The 15,943-nt window shown below is 69.0% G+C and carries 18 protein-coding genes; 9 read left to right on the plus strand and 9 right to left on the minus strand.

Annotation, left to right across the window (positions count from 1 at the left end; translation table 11 throughout):
* Positions 1 to 78: 78 nt before the first annotated feature.
* Together ACIBL3_RS04265 and ACIBL3_RS04270 are read right to left on the minus strand one after the other, a co-directional pair.
* Positions 79 to 975, minus strand: coding sequence for an SH3 domain-containing protein (locus tag ACIBL3_RS04265; protein ID WP_396351717.1), 897 nt, complete (start codon positions 973 to 975; stop codon positions 79 to 81).
* A gap of 244 nt (positions 976 to 1,219) precedes the next feature.
* Positions 1,220 to 1,855, minus strand: a complete 636-nt coding sequence (locus ACIBL3_RS04270; protein WP_396351718.1) for a TetR/AcrR family transcriptional regulator — start codon at positions 1,853 to 1,855, stop codon at positions 1,220 to 1,222.
* Between the two features lie 55 nt (positions 1,856 to 1,910).
* On the opposite strand from ACIBL3_RS04270, the gene ACIBL3_RS04275 reads away from it, so the two are divergent.
* Together ACIBL3_RS04275 and ACIBL3_RS04280 are read left to right on the plus strand one after the other, a co-directional pair.
* Positions 1,911 to 2,429, plus strand: a complete 519-nt coding sequence (locus tag ACIBL3_RS04275) for an ester cyclase (RefSeq protein ID WP_396351719.1) — start codon at positions 1,911 to 1,913, stop codon at positions 2,427 to 2,429.
* Between the two features lie 107 nt (positions 2,430 to 2,536).
* Positions 2,537 to 3,319: an enoyl-CoA hydratase/isomerase family protein gene (locus tag ACIBL3_RS04280; protein ID WP_396351720.1), complete on the plus strand. Its 783-nt coding sequence runs from the start codon at positions 2,537 to 2,539 to the stop codon at positions 3,317 to 3,319.
* On the opposite strand, the gene ACIBL3_RS04285 is transcribed toward ACIBL3_RS04280, so the two are convergent.
* The 3 genes from ACIBL3_RS04285 to ACIBL3_RS04295 form a co-directional block, all read right to left on the minus strand.
* Positions 3,305 to 3,607, minus strand: a complete 303-nt coding sequence (locus tag ACIBL3_RS04285) for a YciI family protein (protein ID WP_396351721.1) — start codon at positions 3,605 to 3,607, stop codon at positions 3,305 to 3,307. The genes ACIBL3_RS04280 and ACIBL3_RS04285 overlap by 15 nt on opposite strands.
* A 76-nt stretch (positions 3,608 to 3,683) precedes the next feature.
* Positions 3,684 to 3,839: a DUF6131 family protein gene (locus ACIBL3_RS04290; protein ID WP_360534939.1), complete on the minus strand. Its 156-nt coding sequence runs from the start codon at positions 3,837 to 3,839 to the stop codon at positions 3,684 to 3,686.
* 98 nt (positions 3,840 to 3,937) lie between these two features.
* Positions 3,938 to 5,341 (minus strand): MFS transporter, encoded by a 1,404-nt coding sequence (locus ACIBL3_RS04295; RefSeq protein ID WP_396351722.1) that lies wholly within the window; start codon positions 5,339 to 5,341, stop codon positions 3,938 to 3,940.
* Between the two features lie 156 nt (positions 5,342 to 5,497).
* Between ACIBL3_RS04295 and ACIBL3_RS04300 the strand changes: the two genes are divergently transcribed.
* The 3 genes from ACIBL3_RS04300 to ACIBL3_RS04310 all read left to right on the plus strand — a co-directional run bounded on the left by ACIBL3_RS04300 (position 5,498) and on the right by ACIBL3_RS04310 (position 8,053).
* Positions 5,498 to 5,869, plus strand: coding sequence for a YciI family protein (locus ACIBL3_RS04300; protein WP_396352302.1), 372 nt, complete (start codon positions 5,498 to 5,500; stop codon positions 5,867 to 5,869).
* 75 nt (positions 5,870 to 5,944) lie between these two features.
* Complete coding sequence (locus ACIBL3_RS04305; protein WP_396351723.1) at positions 5,945 to 7,186, plus strand: RNA polymerase sigma factor; 1,242 nt, start codon at positions 5,945 to 5,947, stop codon at positions 7,184 to 7,186.
* Positions 7,187 to 7,387: 201 nt separating this feature from the next.
* Positions 7,388 to 8,053: a hypothetical protein gene (locus tag ACIBL3_RS04310; protein WP_396351724.1), complete on the plus strand. Its 666-nt coding sequence runs from the start codon at positions 7,388 to 7,390 to the stop codon at positions 8,051 to 8,053.
* A 7-nt stretch (positions 8,054 to 8,060) separates the two neighbouring features.
* Here the strand turns inward: ACIBL3_RS04310 and ACIBL3_RS04315 are convergent, their stop codons facing one another.
* The 3 genes from ACIBL3_RS04315 to ACIBL3_RS04325 are packed head-to-tail and all read right to left on the minus strand — an operon-like array spanning position 8,061 to position 10,028.
* Positions 8,061 to 8,612, minus strand: coding sequence for a DUF4240 domain-containing protein (locus ACIBL3_RS04315; protein WP_396351725.1), 552 nt, complete (start codon positions 8,610 to 8,612; stop codon positions 8,061 to 8,063).
* A gap of 50 nt (positions 8,613 to 8,662) precedes the next feature.
* On the minus strand, positions 8,663 to 9,223 hold the full coding sequence (locus tag ACIBL3_RS04320) for a dihydrofolate reductase family protein (RefSeq protein WP_396351726.1): 561 nt from the start codon (positions 9,221 to 9,223) through the stop codon (positions 8,663 to 8,665).
* 1 nt (position 9,224) lies between these two features.
* On the minus strand, positions 9,225 to 10,028 hold the full coding sequence (locus ACIBL3_RS04325) for an alpha/beta fold hydrolase (RefSeq protein WP_396351727.1): 804 nt from the start codon (positions 10,026 to 10,028) through the stop codon (positions 9,225 to 9,227).
* Between the two features lie 101 nt (positions 10,029 to 10,129).
* Between ACIBL3_RS04325 and ACIBL3_RS04330 the strand changes: the two genes are divergently transcribed.
* Positions 10,130 to 10,822, plus strand: coding sequence for a TetR/AcrR family transcriptional regulator (locus ACIBL3_RS04330; protein WP_396351728.1), 693 nt, complete (start codon positions 10,130 to 10,132; stop codon positions 10,820 to 10,822).
* Here ACIBL3_RS04330 and ACIBL3_RS04335 read toward each other — a convergent pair.
* Complete coding sequence (locus ACIBL3_RS04335; RefSeq protein ID WP_396351729.1) at positions 10,802 to 12,025, minus strand: LacI family DNA-binding transcriptional regulator; 1,224 nt, start codon at positions 12,023 to 12,025, stop codon at positions 10,802 to 10,804. The genes ACIBL3_RS04330 and ACIBL3_RS04335 overlap by 21 nt on opposite strands.
* A 357-nt stretch (positions 12,026 to 12,382) precedes the next feature.
* Here ACIBL3_RS04335 and ACIBL3_RS04340 point away from each other — a divergent pair, with 357 nt between their 5' ends.
* The 3 genes from ACIBL3_RS04340 to ACIBL3_RS04350 are packed head-to-tail and all read left to right on the plus strand — an operon-like array spanning position 12,383 to position 15,934.
* A complete protein-coding gene (locus ACIBL3_RS04340; RefSeq protein ID WP_396351730.1) occupies positions 12,383 to 12,724 on the plus strand; it encodes an L-rhamnose mutarotase in 342 nt (113 codons plus the stop codon).
* 5 nt (positions 12,725 to 12,729) lie between these two features.
* Positions 12,730 to 13,893 carry an L-rhamnose isomerase gene (gene rhaI / locus ACIBL3_RS04345; protein WP_396351731.1) on the plus strand — a complete coding sequence of 388 codons (1,164 nt, stop codon included), beginning with the start codon at positions 12,730 to 12,732 and terminating at the stop codon, positions 13,891 to 13,893.
* A gap of 7 nt (positions 13,894 to 13,900) precedes the next feature.
* Entirely contained in the window at positions 13,901 to 15,934 is a 2,034-nt protein-coding gene (locus tag ACIBL3_RS04350) for a bifunctional aldolase/short-chain dehydrogenase (protein WP_396351732.1), read from the plus strand.
* The last annotated feature ends 9 nt before the right edge of the window (positions 15,935 to 15,943 follow it).

Here is a 15,943-nt window from a genome sequence, read left to right on the forward strand (position 1 = left end):
ATCGAGACCTCCGTTCCAGCACGCCGAGCCACCGCACCGAGCACCTGCTCGCGACGGCGTGGGATCAGCAGACAGGACCTATACCGTGCCTTCGTTTCCGTAGACGGAGACGTGCACGTGGTCCATGTGGTTCGCGGTCGCGCTACCGCGGTCCTCCATCCCGCGCCAGCCCTCGGAGCTGCGCTGGACGGTCCAGATCTGCTGCTGGTAGATCAGCTCGCTGATCCCGAGCTTCGTGTAGTTCGCCTTCAGCCACTCGGCGACCTCCTTGCCCTCCGAGCCGCTGACCATGATGTCGAGCGCGCGGCCGGTGGAGTGCTCGGAGCCGCTGTCACCGGCGCGGAGCCCGCCGTACGACGTGATGTTCGGGAACTTCGCGCAGACGGCCCGGTGCACCCGGATCGCGTCCTGGGTCAGCCCGTCCTCGACACTCGAGCCCGACTTGCAGGCAGCCTGCGAGATCGTGCCCGCGGTGCTCGCGACCGGCTTGGTGGCCGACAGGTACGCCGCCTTGACCCAGCGGGACTTGCCGTCCCGGACGATCTCGGCCCAGATGCCGTCGATCTTGCCGGTCACGGAGACCTTGGTGCCCTTCGGGAGGACGTCGAGCAGCACACCGGTGAGTGGGAGGGACCAGACGTTCAGGTCGGTGGTGGTGTACTTCGAGCCCGTGATCTTCGGCGGCGTCGCCGCCGCGGCGGCGCGGGTCTTGGTCGCGGTCGGCTTCGGGATCGGCGCCTGCTTCTTCAGGTGCTTCGCCGTCGGCGACGCCTTCGGCTTCGGCGTGGCGACCTTGATCGGGGGACGGAGGGCGTCCCGGCTGATGGCTGCCTCGCGCTGCACCTGCAGGGACGAGGTTGCGGTCGGGATGTCGAGCTTGACCTCTTGGTCGGGGAACGCGGCTGCCGAGCCGGTGGCTACCAGGGCCACCGCCGCACCGGGGATCACCACCTTCGCGATACCGGGCTGGATCACCTTCGGGCGCGGTTGACGGTGCCGCGCCTGTCTATGCCGTCCTGCAGCCACTGACCTTCCCAATCTGTCGAGACCAAACCGTTATCGACCGGAGGAGTCAAGCACACATCTCGGCCACGGTTCGAATCGACCCCCGTTCTTAACGCATTACGAACATGGATTTGGGGTACCGGGCGTAATCCGCCCGCTATCCGGAAGTTACCGGTCCGAGATCAAGCGATTGGCGCAATTTCGTGTGGTCGTTTCAGCACAGAGCGTCAATGATCGCCCGCCCGATCCAGGCTTTGTAACGGTCGATCGACCAGCCGCGGTGCAGCACCAGCAGCTCGTAGAGCTCGACCGCGATGTAGGTCCACAGCACGTCGGCGACCTCGTCCACCGTGATGCCGTCGCGCAGTTGACCACTCTCGAGCAGGTGACGGCCGAGCATCGTCATCCCGGTCAGCCGCTCGTCCAGCAGGGTCTGCCAGGTCTCTCGGAGCGTCTCGTCGTGGTGCCTGCCGTCCCGGATCGCGATCTGGACGCGGGCCGACCGCTGCTGCCGTACTGCGAGACCGTCGACGTACAGCTGGATCTTCCGCCGTACGTCGGGTTCGGCCTGGATGGCCTGTGATTCCGGGCGCTCGGCCATCGGGACCGGCTCGTCGTCGCCGGCGATGACGAAGTCGAACACCGCCTTGGCCAGCGCGGCTTTGGTGCCGAAGCCCTTGTAGATGCTCTCGGCCGAGACGCCGGACCGCTGGGCGACCGCGGTGACGGTGGTGGCCTGGAAACCGTCGGCCTCGAACAGGTCCCGGGCCGCGACCACGACGTCCCGCCGCCGTTGCCGGGCCCGCTCGCGCCGGCCGGACGCGTCGTACTGCCTCTTGACTTCCGCCATCACCCGTCCCATGGTTTTAAGTACAGGCTGACTGTATCGAATTTCAGGGGGAAAGATGAACACCGACGTGACCTCAGCGGGGGAGATCGCCACCCGGGCGATCCGGATCATGGCCGACGGGGCGCGGGCCGACTTCGACGCGCTCGTCCATCCGGCCGCGGTCAACTCCGAGGACAGTGTCGAGCCGCCGGCCTGCCGGGTCGGCGGGCCCGAGGGGTACTACCAGATCGCGCTCTGGCTGCGGACCGCGTTCGCCGACCTGGCCTACGAGATCCACCACGTCGTTGCGAACGGCAACCTGGTGGCGATCCACTCGACGATGAGCGGCCGGCACGTCGCGCCGTTCGCGGTCTACACCGAGTCCGGCGAGGTGGACACGGTGTTCCCGCCGACCGGGAAGACCTTCGCCATCACCCAGTCGCACTGGCTCCGGATCGAGGACGGCAAGGTGATCGACCACTGGGCGAACCGCGACGACCTCGGCCAGGCCAAGCAACTCGGCTGGGTCCCGCCGACCCCCGCCTACCTCTTCCGCATGGCCCGCGCCAAGTCCCGCGCCAAGCGGGCCGCGTGACTTTGTGCACGGCGTGAGTACGACGGCCGCCGTCAAGTGCTCGGGTCGTGCACAAAGTGTGATCCAGCTGGCGGCGCAGTCGGGTGCCGGCTGGTTGGATGCGGGGTGTGGACGAGCTGGGTTTCCGGGTCGAGGGCGGGGCGGTGGCCCGGCTGGTGATCGACCGCGTCGAGAAGCGGAACGCGCTGACCCGGGCGATGTGGGAAGCGTTGCCCGGGGTGCTGGCCGAGCTCGCCGCGGACGACGCGGTGAGGGTGCTGCTGGTGACCGGCGCCGGACCGACCTTCTCGGCCGGCGCGGACATCGGCGAGCTGATCTCCGGCGCCGATCCGGCCGATCCGATGGCGGAGCTGCGGGCGTTCAACCTGCGGGCGCAGACGGCGTTGCGGGAGTTCCCGAGGCCGACCGTCGCCGTCGTCCGCGGGCACTGCATCGGCGGCGGGCTGGAGCTCGCGGTGAACTGCGACTTCCGGTTCGCGGCGTACGACGCGACGTTCGGGGTGACCCCGGCCCGGATCGGCGTGGTGTACCCGCCGGATGCGATCAAGGTCCTGCTCGACCTGGTCGGTCCGGCGACGACGAAGTACCTGCTCTTCAGTGGCGAGCTGCTGACCGCGGCACAAGCCGAACTCAAAGGCCTGGTCGACCGGGTGGTCGATCCGGCCGAGCTGGACGCCGAGGTGGCGGCGTTCGCGGCGACCCTGGTGTCGCGGTCGCAGCTGACGATCCGCTCGGCCAAGGAGTCCGTCAATGCGCTGCTCACCGGCGCGGACGCCGATGCTCGAGCGCGACGGCGCTACCAGGAGACGATCGCGACGGGTGAGTTGGCCGAGGGCATCGCGGCGTTCGCCGAACGGCGTGCGCCGCAGTTCCCGTCAGGCGCTGATTAGGGTCCCGCGGAGTTCGACCCGGTCGCCCACGATGGCCGAGATGCGGGCGGCGACGGCTTCGGCGCCGGCGTCGTCGGCCACGTCGATCAGGACGATGCCGGCCACCTGCGGGTCGGCGGGGACGAACGGCCCGGCGGTCGCGGTCTGCTCGTCGTCGCGGATCCGCACGATCCGGCCCTCGCTGGGCAGCTGCAGCTCCTCGGCGCTGACCACCTCGGGCAGGTCGGCCTTCACCTCGGGAATCCGGCGGGCGGCGTCCGCCCCGTAGATCATCACGACGTACTTCATGGGCCTCACCGTAGCGACGAAGGCGGACAGAACCCCGCGGGACAAGGCGCCCGCGGGGTTCTGAGGTTCAGGTCTGTCAGTACCAGTGCCTGCGTCCCCCGACGGCACGGCCGGTGGATCCGAGCAGGAACAGCACGGCCCCGACGAGCAGCACGATGATGCCGAGCGTCCACAGGATCGAGATGTTCAGCACGAGACCCAGGACCAACAGGATCAGTCCGAGGATGAGCATGAAGCCTCCTTGTCGAGGGGCCGCCGGGCGGAGGGTGGCGGCCCACGCGAATCCGGTGCCCACTCCGGCGGCGGTAAACCTCCAACAACTGTTTGACCTCAGTGGGTGGCGACTGCCTGCAGCTCGCGCTCCACCGGGCGCTTGCGGCTCAGCAGGACGGCGCAGCCCGCGAGACCGACGGCAAGGCACGCCCACACCACCCAGAACGCAATCCGGTAGCCGTGTGTCAGCGCGGACGGCGTGGAGCCCGTCGTACTGGCGGCAGCGACCGCGGACAGGGCTGCGATGCCTACTGCGCCGCCGATCTGGAAGCTGGCGCTCTGCAGACCGGACGCGACACCGGAGTCCTCGCCGGCCACGTCACTGAGCGAGGCGATCGACCCTGCCACGGTCCCGGCGCCCAGTCCGGCGCCGAAGATCGTCAGGCCCCAGAAGGCGAGCTCGAAGTACCCGGAGTGGACGGTCAGCTGCGTCATCAGCGTCGTACCGACTCCAGCCACCAGCAGTGCGGCGAGGGCGACCCGGCGCGGTCCCAGTCTGGTGACCAGGTGCTGGCCGATGATCGACGCCACCACAGCGGCTGCGGCGAGTACTGCGGACATCAGTCCGTAGCGCACCGCGGACACACCAAGCGCGAACTGCGCGTACTGCGTGTAGACGTAGTTCAGCCCGAACGCCGCCAGGCCCCAGCTGATCGTGATGAGGTTGCCGCCGACCAGAGCCCGCGACCGGAAGATCCGGAGCGGTACGAGTGGCGCGGCCGACCGCTGCTCCACCAGCACGAACAGCCCGAACAGCAGGCCGGACAAGAGCACCAGCGCGAGCGTCCGGCCGATCGACGAGTGCGGTGCCTCGACGACGGCGTACACGAGCACGATGAGTGCAGCCGTCACCGTGACCGCGCCGGCGACGTCGAACCCACGCCGGCCCGGTCCGCGGCTCTCCTGCAGCAGTGCGGGCGCCAGTACGACGACCAGCAGGCACACCGGCACGTTGATGAAGAAGATCCACTGCCAGCCCAGTCCGTCGGTGACCGGGCCGCCGATGAGCGATCCCGCCGTACCGCCGACTCCACTGGTCGCTCCCCAGATCCCCAGCGCCTTGTTGCGGTCCGGTCCGTCCGGGAAGGTCGTCATCACGATCGCCAACGCACTCGGCAGCAGTACGGCGGCCGACGCGCCTTGCAGCCCACGTGCGAGCACCAGTGCGTCACCACTCCAGGCGAACCCGCACAGCAGCGACGACGCGGCGAACAGCACCAGTCCGGTGATGAACACTCGCCGTCGGCCGAGCAGGTCGGAGATGCGCCCGCCCAGCAGGAGCAGGCCGCCGAACATCAGCGCGTACCCGCTCGGCACCCACTGCACCCCACCGGCCGAGAAGGTCAGCTCACGCTCGATCGACGGGACCGCGACCAGCACGATCGACGCGTCCAGGATGATCATGAACCCGGTCAGGCACAGCAACGCCAGCGCCCACCAGCGCTTCGACTCCGTAACCATCTGACATCTCCAGTACGGCGGGACGCCCCGGCTGGGCGTGCACTCGGCGGAGACGTCGGGGCTGTCCGGACCACATCGACATTTCTGTCGAAAGTCGCCCGGTGGGTACGACGTACCGGGTGAGAGGGGGTCACAGCGGCCTCCGTGAGCGACAGGATGGTGTCTGTGAAGTACGTGCTGCTGATCTACAGCAACCCCGAGAGCTGGGCGAGCCTGTCCGCCGAGCAACGCGAAGGCCTGTCCCGTGCGCACGACGACCTCACCCGTGAGCTCAGTGAGCAGGGTCTGCTGGTCAGTGCCGCCGGGCTGGCCGACCCCATCACCAGCCGGACCGTCTTGGTGCGCGACGACACCACCACGACCACGGACGGACCGTACGCTGAGGCCAAGGAGCACCTGGCCGGGTTCTACCTGGTCGAGTGCGACGACATCGATCAGGCGATCGGCTACGCCGCCCGGATGCCGGACGCGAAGTACGTCGCCGTGGAGGTGCGGCCGGTGATGGACACGTCCGGGCTGGAGATGTGAGCGAGCGCAGCGAGCGAACAATGGGTAGAGCAGCGTTCTCGCTCGCGCCGGAACCGAGCGAAGCGAGGTGAAGGCGTGAGCGACACGGCGGACTTCGAGCTGCTGCTGCGGGAGCAGGCGCCGCAGGTGCTCAGTGCGCTCGTCCGGCATTACGGGCACTTCGACCTGGCCGAGGAGGCCGTCCAGGAGGCGCTGCTCGCGGCCGCTCAGCAGTGGCCGGACGAGGGCGTCCCGGACAACCCCCGTGGCTGGCTGATCCGGGTCGGGTCGCGCCGGCTGACCGATCTGCTGCGCAGCGAGTCGGCCCGGCGCCGGCGCGAGGAGAACGCGGCCCAGCTCGCCGCACCCGAGGAGTTCGTTGCCGCAGGCCCCGACATCGACGATCCGGGCGGCCGGGACGACACGCTGACATTGCTGTTCCTGTGCTGCCATCCAGCCCTGTCGCCGGCGTCGCAGATCGCGCTGACGCTGCGTGCGGTCGGCGGTCTCACCACCGCGCAGATCGCGGCCGCGTTCCTGGTGCCGGAGGCAACGATGGCGCAGCGGATCAGCCGGGCCAAGCGTAGTATCAAGCAGGCGGGCAGCACGTTCGAGCTGCCTCCGGAGGCCGAGCGGGACGAGCGGATGGGCGCCGTACTGCATGTCCTCTACCTGATCTTCAACGAGGGCTACACCGCCTCGTCCGGTACGTCGCTGCACAGTGCAGAGCTCACCACTGAGGCGATCCGGCTCGTGCGCGGCGTACGACGGCTGCTGCCCGACGACGGCGAGGTGGCCGGGTTGCTGGCGTTGATGCTGCTGACGGACGCGCGGCGGCTGGCTCGCACCGGGCCCGACGGTGCTCTGGTCCCGCTGGCCGAGCAGGACCGGTCGAAGTGGAACAAGGCCGCCATTGTCGAGGGCGATGCGCTGGTGACCGATGCTTTGGCGCGTACCCAGCTCGGGCCGTACCAGGTGCAGGCGGCGATCGCTGCTGTGCACGACACCGCCGAGCAGGCTGACGACACGGACTGGCGGCAGATCGTCGCGCTGTACGAGGTGCTCGAGCACATGGTCGACAACCCGATGGTGAAGCTCAACCACGCCGTTGCGGTGGCCATGGCGACCGGTCCGAAGGAGGGTCTCGCCGTACTCGAGCCGTTGGAGTCCGACGACCGGCTGACCGACCACCACCGGTTGGAGGCCGTCCGGGCGCACCTGCTGGAGATGTCGGGTGACCTGGCCGGTGCGCGGGAGAGCTACCTGCTGGCAGCCCGCCGTACGACGAGTGTCCCCGAGCGCAACTACCTGCAGTCGAAAGCGGATCGGCTGGCCTGAGGGCGTCTCTCCTGACTCCCCGCCTACTGCGCGGCACTCGGCACGGCACCTCGCCGCACTGGCCCGAAGGCCACGATGCTCCGCATCGAGACCTCCGTCCCAGCACGCCGATGCACCGCACCGAGCACCTGCTCGCGACGGCGCGGAGTCAGGAGACACGCCCTGGTCGCGATGCACCCACGGGTGTGTCAAGTTGGAGGGGTGGATCTCACCAGGGCCTCGCTCCTCCGCGAGATGCTGACCGGCACCGAGCTCGGCAGCCGTACGACGGACTTCGCCCACGCACTGCGGCGGTTCACCACCCGGACCGGGGGTCTGCTGCTGTTCGGTCCGCCAGAGGAAGAGCCCTGGCACCTGACCGCTCACCTGGACGACGAGCTGCACCGAGCCGGTGTGGAGGACGTCCGGCCGTCGCTCGTCCGCTGGTCACCGCCGCCCGGCGCACCGCCGCACCTCGCGATCGGTCTGGACAGGTTGCGGGACGCAGGCCGTGGCGAGTCACTACTGGTCGTGGCCGAGGAGGACCCGGCGGACACGCTGCTCGAGCGCATCAGCGACGTACGGCGGCGCGGTACGACGATCTTCAGCATCGGCAACGGCGACAAGGAGCTGTCGTCACTCAGCCATGAGTCGCTGGTGCCGGAGCTGCTGGTGCCGGACGGGTTCGGCTGGACCAGTCGGCAGATCGAGCTCGACCACGACGAGCCGCAGGCCGCGGTGACCGACCTGGAGCCCCGGACCACCGAAGGCTTCGAGATGGCCCAGCACCTGGTCAGCCTGGCCGCGGCCGACGAGGAGGCAGGCCTGCCCAGCTGGCGCCGCCGCCTCCGCGCCGCGATCGAACGTCTCGGCGGCGAGCCAGGGTGACTGTCGCTCAGTTGTCCAGGTAGAGCCCCGCCAGCCGCGGCAGGTGGCCGTGCAGGTCGTCCTCGTCGTCGAAGTCGATCTCCTGCCCGGCCGGCAGGTCCGGTGTGTCCGGCGCCTCCGCGTCGACCGCCTTCCAGTACGCCGCCTCGTCGCCGGTCAGGTTCTTGTACGCGTGACTGCCGACGTGCAGCACTCCCTCGCCGTCGAATCCCTCGAAGCCTTCCGGCCGGTCCTCGTCGACCACGTCGGCCAGGGAGTCCGGGTCGGCCAGCGCCGCCTCCCAGACCTCCCGTCCCTGCGCGACCAACCAGCCCCGGAACGAGTCGAACCCGTCCTCCGAGGCCCCCGAGTTGATCAGGTACGCCGCCGCCCACAGGTCCCACCGGTACGACTCGACCTGCAACCGCGCGAGCTCCACTCCGAACCCGGCGATCTCCTCGGCCTCCAGCCCACCCAGCAGCTTGGTCAGCGCGTCCGCTACCCCATCCGGATCCGCCACGGTGTCATCCACCCCACCGCGCGCACCCTCGACCAATCCCCAGAACCCGTCCGTGTCCACCCTCACAGCGTCCCTCCGCGGCCGGGGCCTGTCGAGGTCCCGGCCCGCGCTCAGACGCGTTGGAAGGTGGTGATCAGGATTCCTTCGCCGACGGTGCGGGACTGGGTCAGGCGCCAGGTGGTTTTGCCGGGGGTTTCGCCGAAGAGTTTGCGGCCGGTGCCGAGGATGACGGGGAAGGTCATCAGGTGGAGCTCGTCGACCAGGTCGGCGGCGATCAGGGTCTGGGCGAGCTGGATGCTGCCGGGGACCTGGATCTCGCCTTCGACCTCGGTCTTGAGCTTGGCCACCTCGTCGCGGACGTCGCCGGACAGCACCCGGGTGTTGTTCCACTTCGGGTCCGTCAGGGTGCGGGAGACGACGTACTTGGGCATGGTGTTGTACTTGTCGGCCAGCTCGCCCTCGTAGTTCGGCCAGGCGGCGGCGAAGCCCTCGTAGGTCTTGCGGCCGATCAGCAACGCGTCGGCGCCGAACGCCTCGTCCTCCTTGAACTTCTCCCCGTCCGGCCCGCGGTCGAACTCGAAGCTCCAGTTCTGGTACTTGAAGTCCTCCCCGCCGGGCGCCTGGACGACGCCGTCCAGCGAGCTGAACGTGGTGACCACGATCGTCCCCATCTCACAGCTCCTTCGCGAACTGCCGCAGGACCGGGGCGAGGACCGGCGGCTCGACGTTGTGGTTCTCGCCGGGCACCGGCAGCAACCGGGCGGTCGGCAGCAACTCGGCCACCGCCTCGGGGCCGACCTTCAGGTACGGCGGGGTGTTGTCGCCATGCATCACCAGGACCGGCACGTTCACCGCGGACCAGCGATCCGTCGGCAGCGGATTGCCGGACATCGTGGTGCCCATGATGCGACCGTCGTACGCGATGGTGCCTGCGATCTGCTCGACGCCGGTCCAGATCGGGGTGCCGCGCATCGCGTCGACGAACTCCGGCGGCATCAGCGCCGCCGCGGTCATGAACAGCTCGACCGCGTCACCCGGGCGACCTGCCTCGACGCTGGCTTCGAGTCGCTCGACGTAGTCGGTGGGCAGCGGCGGGCGGGCGTCGTCGACGACCACGGGCGGCTCGAACAGCGCGAGCGCTGCGACCGGCAAGCCGGCAGCGGCCGCGTCCAGCGCCAGCAGGCCACCGGACGACCACCCGAACAGGATCGCCGGCTGTCCGGCATCCTCGATCAGCGCGGCCAGGTCCTCGATCTCCCGCTGGATCGCGTACGGCTTGGTGTCGGTGCTCTCGCCGCGACCGCGCCGGTCGTAGACGTAGACCCGGAACTCGTCGCTGAGCAGCTTGGCCACCTCGGCGTTCGACGGGTTCACCGCCCGATGCGCGGTGGCGCCGTCGATCATGATCAGCGGCCGGCCCTCCCCGATGGCGTCGAAAGCGATCGTGGTGCCGTCGGCGGATTTCACGGTACTCATCTGAGCCCTCCCTGTGTGGTCTCTCGGAACTAGACCGTACAGTACTCATGCGAGAACTGGACTGTCTAGTATGATTTTGGGAAATCTTCGAGGAGGACTCCGTGGACCAACGCCAACGGGCTGCCGTCTGGCAGCCGGACCAGGCCGTCGAGATCGAGGGCGAGGGCCGGACGCCGCGCAAGCGCCGCGCGATCCTGGCCGCCGCGACCGAGGTCTTCCTGCAGCACGGGTACCTGGGCGCCAGCATGGACCTGGTCGCCGCCAAGGCCGGGGTCTCGAAGCAGACCGTCTACAAGCAGTTCGAGAACAAGGAGCGCCTGTTCGCCGAGATCGTCGGCGGCACCAGCGACCAGCTCCTCGACGGCCTGACCAAGGCGTACGCCGAGAAGCTCGACGGAGCCACCGACGCACGAGAAGCGCTCGGCAACCTGGCGCACTACTTCCTGGACAGCCTCACCAACAGCAGCGTGCTCCAGCTACGCCGGCTCGTGATCGCGGAGGCGGATCGTTTCCCGGAGGTCTGCGGGGCCTGGTTCACCAGCGGATTCGAGCGGTCGCTGGAGGCGCTGGGCGTGGCCCTGACCAGCCTGACCGACCGCGGCATGCTTCGCGAGTTGCCCGATCCGACGCTCGCGGCCTACCAGTTCGCCGGCCTGGTCATGTACAAGCCGATGAACCGCGCGATGTTCGCCGGCACCGAGGCCCGGCCGCCCGTCGACGAGTTCGACCAACTCGCCGACCAGGCCACCGAGGTCTTCCTCGCCGCCTACGGGCTAGAGAGTTCCTCGCGTTGACGTGCGGACCACGAGCTCGGGTGTGAACGTGACGCGCTGGTGCTCGTGGTCCGGGTTGGACGACTCGTCGAGGAGTAGCTCGGCGGCCGTGCGGCCGAGCAGCTGCCGCGGCTGACGGACAGAGGTCAGCGGTACGGCGGCCGCCGCAGCGAACTCGATGTCGTCATAACCCACGATGGCGAGATCCTCAGGAACCCGCAGCCCGAGGCTCACGCACTGTTGCAGCAAGCCCAACGCCAGCAGGTCGTTCGCGCAGAAAGCTGCGGTCGGCCGGCGGGACGCGGGCAGGCCGGCAAGTCGTTGCCCTGCGCCCCTACCTTCGGCGACGGTGAGGGCGCCGGTGGTGAGTTCGATCAAGTTTTCCGGGGGTTTGCCGGCCTTCCGGAGTGCGCGGCGGGCGCCGTCGCGACGGTCGATGACCTGGCCGATCGTGTTCGGTCCGCCGACGTACGCGATCCGGTCGTGGCCGAGTTCGAGCAGGTGCGCGATCGCGAGCTCGCCGCCGAGGATGTCGTTCACCGCGACCGAGCAGTGCTCGTTGTCGTCGATCGCGCGGTCCACCACGACGACCGGCGTACCGCGGGCGGGGAGTTTGCGCAGGCGGGACGAGTTCTGGTCGATCGGGGTGATCAGCACGCCCTGCACCCGCTGCTGCTCGAGCAGGTCGAGGTAGTCGGCCTCGCGGTCGGCGTCCTCGTTGCTGTTGCACAGGAACACCGAGAGGCCCGCCGCCCGCGCCGCGTCCTCGACACCCTTCGCGACGTCGGTGAAGAACGGGTTGCCGGCGTCGAGCATCAGGTACGCGAGGATCCGGCTGCTACCGGCCCGGAGTTGGCGGGCCGACTCGTTCCGCACGAAGCCCAGCGACGCCATCGCCGCCTCGACCTTGGCCCGAGTCACCGGACTGACGACCTCGGGCCGGTTCAAAACGTTCGACACGGTCCCCAGGGACACGCCCGCGGCGGCCGCCACGGCCTTCACCCCAGCCGCGTGCTGCTTCGCATTCTGCCGCCGACCGCCGGCCCTCCGGCCGGCTCGGCCGGGCTCGGCCGAAGGTGCAGTGGAGGATGAACCCGCCGAGCGGGATGAACCGGCGGAACCGGACGACGAGCCTGAGCGGGCCCGGCCGGCGGAGCCGGACGAGGTGGTGGAGCGGCGGTCCGCGGTGCGCGAGGCGGGGTCCGGCGCGTTGTCTGCTGCCATGCGCGGCCTCCCGGCGTCAAGGTCCCACGGGGACGGGTTTGAAACGTCTTAGCAGCCGAGAGCGTACCTGTTTTCCGCCCGTTGTCCGCAGTCCCGCGTCCGGGATCGGCCGTCCGGGCCGGACGAGCCCTTGACGCCAAAAGCCCTTCGCCCGTACTTTCGTGCAATCTTCTTGAAACCTTTCAGCAACTCAGCCGCCCCGAGTTGGAGGTGACCATGGCCGGCGCCACGCCGCTGTTGCGGGTCCGCGGGGTGCCGATGTTGTTCGGCGCGGTCGCCAGGCCGGCAGCCTCTGGGTCGTTTCAAAACCGTCGACCGCGACCAAACATCGACCAGTTCAACTTCTGAGAGCGGCCCGTGAATCGCTACTGCTTCTGCCTCCAGGTCAGACCGGACCGTCTGGAGGAGTACGTCGAACGCCACCGCACTGTCTGGCCGGAGATGCAGGCCGCGTTGCGCGAGACCGGGTGGCACAACTACTCGCTGTTCCTCCGCGACGACGGCCTGCTGATCGGGTACGTCGAGGCCGAGGACCTGGCGGCGGCGCAGAAGGCGATGGCGGCGACCGAGGTGAACGCCCGCTGGCAGGCCGAGATGACCGAGTTCTTCACGGGGATCGACGGACGGCCGCCGGACGAGTCGTTCCTGCTGCTCCCCGAGATCTTCCACCTGTCTGCGTTGAATTCTGAAGGGGACTGAGAACCATGACGACCGATGCTGTGAAGACCGCCCTGAGCCGACAGGAGATCGAACTGCCCTCGTGGGCGTTCGGCAACTCGGGCACCCGGTTCAAGGTGTTCAGCCAGCCCGGTGTGCCGCGCTCGCCGGAGGAGAAGATCGCCGACGCCGCCGTGGTGCACAAGTACACCGGTGTGGCCCCGAGCGTGGCGCTGCACATCCCCTGGGACAAGGTGGACGACTACGCGGCGCTGGCGGCGTACGCGAAGGAGCAGGGGGTCCGGCTCGGCGCGATCAACTCGAACGTGTTCCAGGACGACGACTACAAGCTCGGCAGCGTCACCAACCCCGACCCCGCGGTACGGCGGAAGGCGACCGACCACCTGCTCGAGTGTGTCGACATCATGGACGCGACCGGGTCCCGGGACCTCAAGCTGTGGTTCTCCGACGGCACCAACTACCCCGGCCAGGACGACATCCAGGACCGGCAGGACCGGCTGGCCGCGGCGCTGAAGGAGGTGTACGACCGGCTCGGCGACGACCAGCGGATGCTGCTGGAGTACAAGCTGTTCGAGCCGGCCTTCTACACCACGGACGTGCCGGACTGGGGTACGTCGTACGCGCACTGCCTGGAACTGGGGCCGAAGGCAACTGTCTGCATCGACACCGGGCACCACGCGCCGTCGACCAACATCGAGTTCATCGTCGCCTTCCTGCTGCGCGCGAAGAAGCTCGGCGCGTTCGACTTCAACAGCCGGTTCTACGCCGACGACGACCTGATGGTCGGGGCGGCGGACCCGTTCCAGCTGTTCCGGATCATGAACGAGATCGTCCGCGGCGACGCCCTCGACCCGGACCGCGGGATCGCCTTCATGCTCGATCAGTGCCACAACATCGAGGTGAAGATCCCGGCCATCATCCGCTCGGTGATGAACGTCCAGGAGGCCACCGCGAAGGCGCTGCTCGTCGACCGGGACGCGCTCCGGAAGGCGCAGCAGGACGGCGACGTGCTGGAAGCCAACGCCGCGCTGATGGACGCCTACAACACCGACGTCCGCCCGCTGCTCGCCGAGCAGCGCGAGTCGCAGGGCCTGGACCCGAACCCGGTCGCCGCCTACCAGCGCAGCGGCTACTACGAGCAGATCGTGAAGGACCGAGCCGACGGCCAGCAGGCCGGATGGGGAGCCTGAGAACACCATGAGCGACACTGCAGCCGAGCTCGTTGCGAGAAGCAACCGACTGGGTGCCGATCCGCGCAACACCAACTACGCCGGCGGAAACACGTCGGCGAAGGGCACGACGACCGACCCGGTGACCCAGCAGCCGGTCGACCTGGTCTGGGTGAAGGGGTCCGGCGGTGACCTCGGCACGCTGACCGCCGGCGGTCTCGCCGTACTGCGGCTGGACCGCCTGAACTCGCTGGTCGACGTGTACCCGGGCGTCGACCGGGAGGACGAGATGGTCGCCGCGTTCGACTACTGCCTGCACGGCAAGGGTGGTGCGGCGCCTTCGATCGACACCGCGATGCACGGGCTGGTCGACGCTCCACACGTCGATCATCTGCACCCGGACTCCGGGATCGCGCTGGCGACCGCCGCCGACGGCGAGAAGCTGACCGCCGAGTGCTTCGGCGACCGGGTGGTCTGGGTGCCGTGGCGGCGACCCGGGTTCCAGCTCGGTCTCGACATCGCGGCCGTGAAGCGGGAGAACCCGCAGGCGATCGGCTGCATCCTCGGCGGTCACGGCATCACCGCGTGGGGCAACACGTCCGAGGAGTGCGAGGCGAACTCCCTCGACATCATCCGTACGGCGGAACGCTTCCTGGCCGAGCGTGGAAAGCCGGAGCCCTTCGGTGCGGTCGTGCCTGGCTTCGAACCGCTCGACGCAGCCGCACGTCGCGAACGCGCCGCCGCCTTGGCTCCGGTCATCCGCGGTCTCGCGTCGACCGACAAACCGCAGGTCGGCCACTACAACGACTCCGACGTCGTGCTCGAGTTCACCGCCCGGGAGAAGCTGGGCCAACTGGCTGCCCTCGGCACCTCGTGTCCTGACCACTTCCTGCGGACGAAGGTCCGTCCGCTGGTCCTCGACCTTCCGCCGACTGCGCCACTCGAGGACGCGATCATCCGGTTGCGCGAGCTGCATCTGCAGTACCGCGAGGACTACGCGGCGTACTACGACCGGCACGCAGAGCCGGACAGCCCGCCGATGCGGGGCGCGGACCCGGCGATCGTGCTCGTCCCCGGGGTCGGCATGTTCAGCTTCGGCAAGGACAAGCAGACCGCGCGGGTGGCCGGCGAGTTCTACGTGAACGCGATCAACGTGATGCGAGGCGCCGAGGCGGTGTCGACGTACGCGCCGATCGACGAGCGCGAGAAGTTCCGGATCGAGTACTGGGCGCTGGAGGAGGCCAAGCTGCAGCGGATGCCCAAGCCGAAGCCGCTCGCGACCCGGGTGGCCTTCGTCACCGGTGGTGGGTCGGGGATCGGGAAGGCGATCGCGCAGCGGCTGGCCGCCGAGGGCGCCTGTGTCGTGGTGGCCGACCTGGATCTGGCTGCTGCCGAGGCGGTGGCCAAGGAGATCGGGTCGTCCGACGTGGCGGTTGCCGTGGGCGCGGACGTGTCCTCCGGCGAGGCCGTCGATGCGGCGCTGCGGGAGGCCGTGCTGGCGTTCGGCGGTGTCGATCTGATTGTCAACAATGCCGGATTGTCCATCTCCAAGTCGTTGCTGGAGACAACGGACAAGGACTGGGACCTGCAGCACAACGTGATGGCGAAGGGCTCGTTCCTGGTGTCCCGGGCGGCCGCCAAGGTGATGATCGACCAGGGCATCGGCGGCGACATCGTCTACATCTCCAGCAAGAACTCCGTCTTCGCCGGCCCGAACAACGTCGCGTACGGCGCGGCCAAGGCCGACCAGGCGCACCAGGTCCGGCTGCTCGCCGCCGAGCTCGGCGAACACGGGATCCGCGTCAACGGCGTGAACCCCGATGGCGTCGTCCGCGGGTCCGGGATCTTCGCCAAGGGCTGGGGCGCGCAGCGAGCCGCGGTGTACGGCGTACCGGAGTCGGAGCTGGGTGCGTACTACGCGCAGCGCACGCTGCTGAAGCGGGAGGTACTACCGGAGCACGTGGCGGCAGCCGTCTTCGCGCTGACCGGTGGCGAGCTCACCCACACGACCGGTCTGCACGTTCCCGTCGATGCCGGCGTAGCCGCCGCGTTCCTGCGTTAGGAGGGGTGG

Origin of the sequence: Kribbella sp. NPDC050124 (genome assembly GCF_044460355.1) — a bacterium.
GTDB lineage: Bacteria > Actinomycetota > Actinomycetes > Propionibacteriales > Kribbellaceae > Kribbella.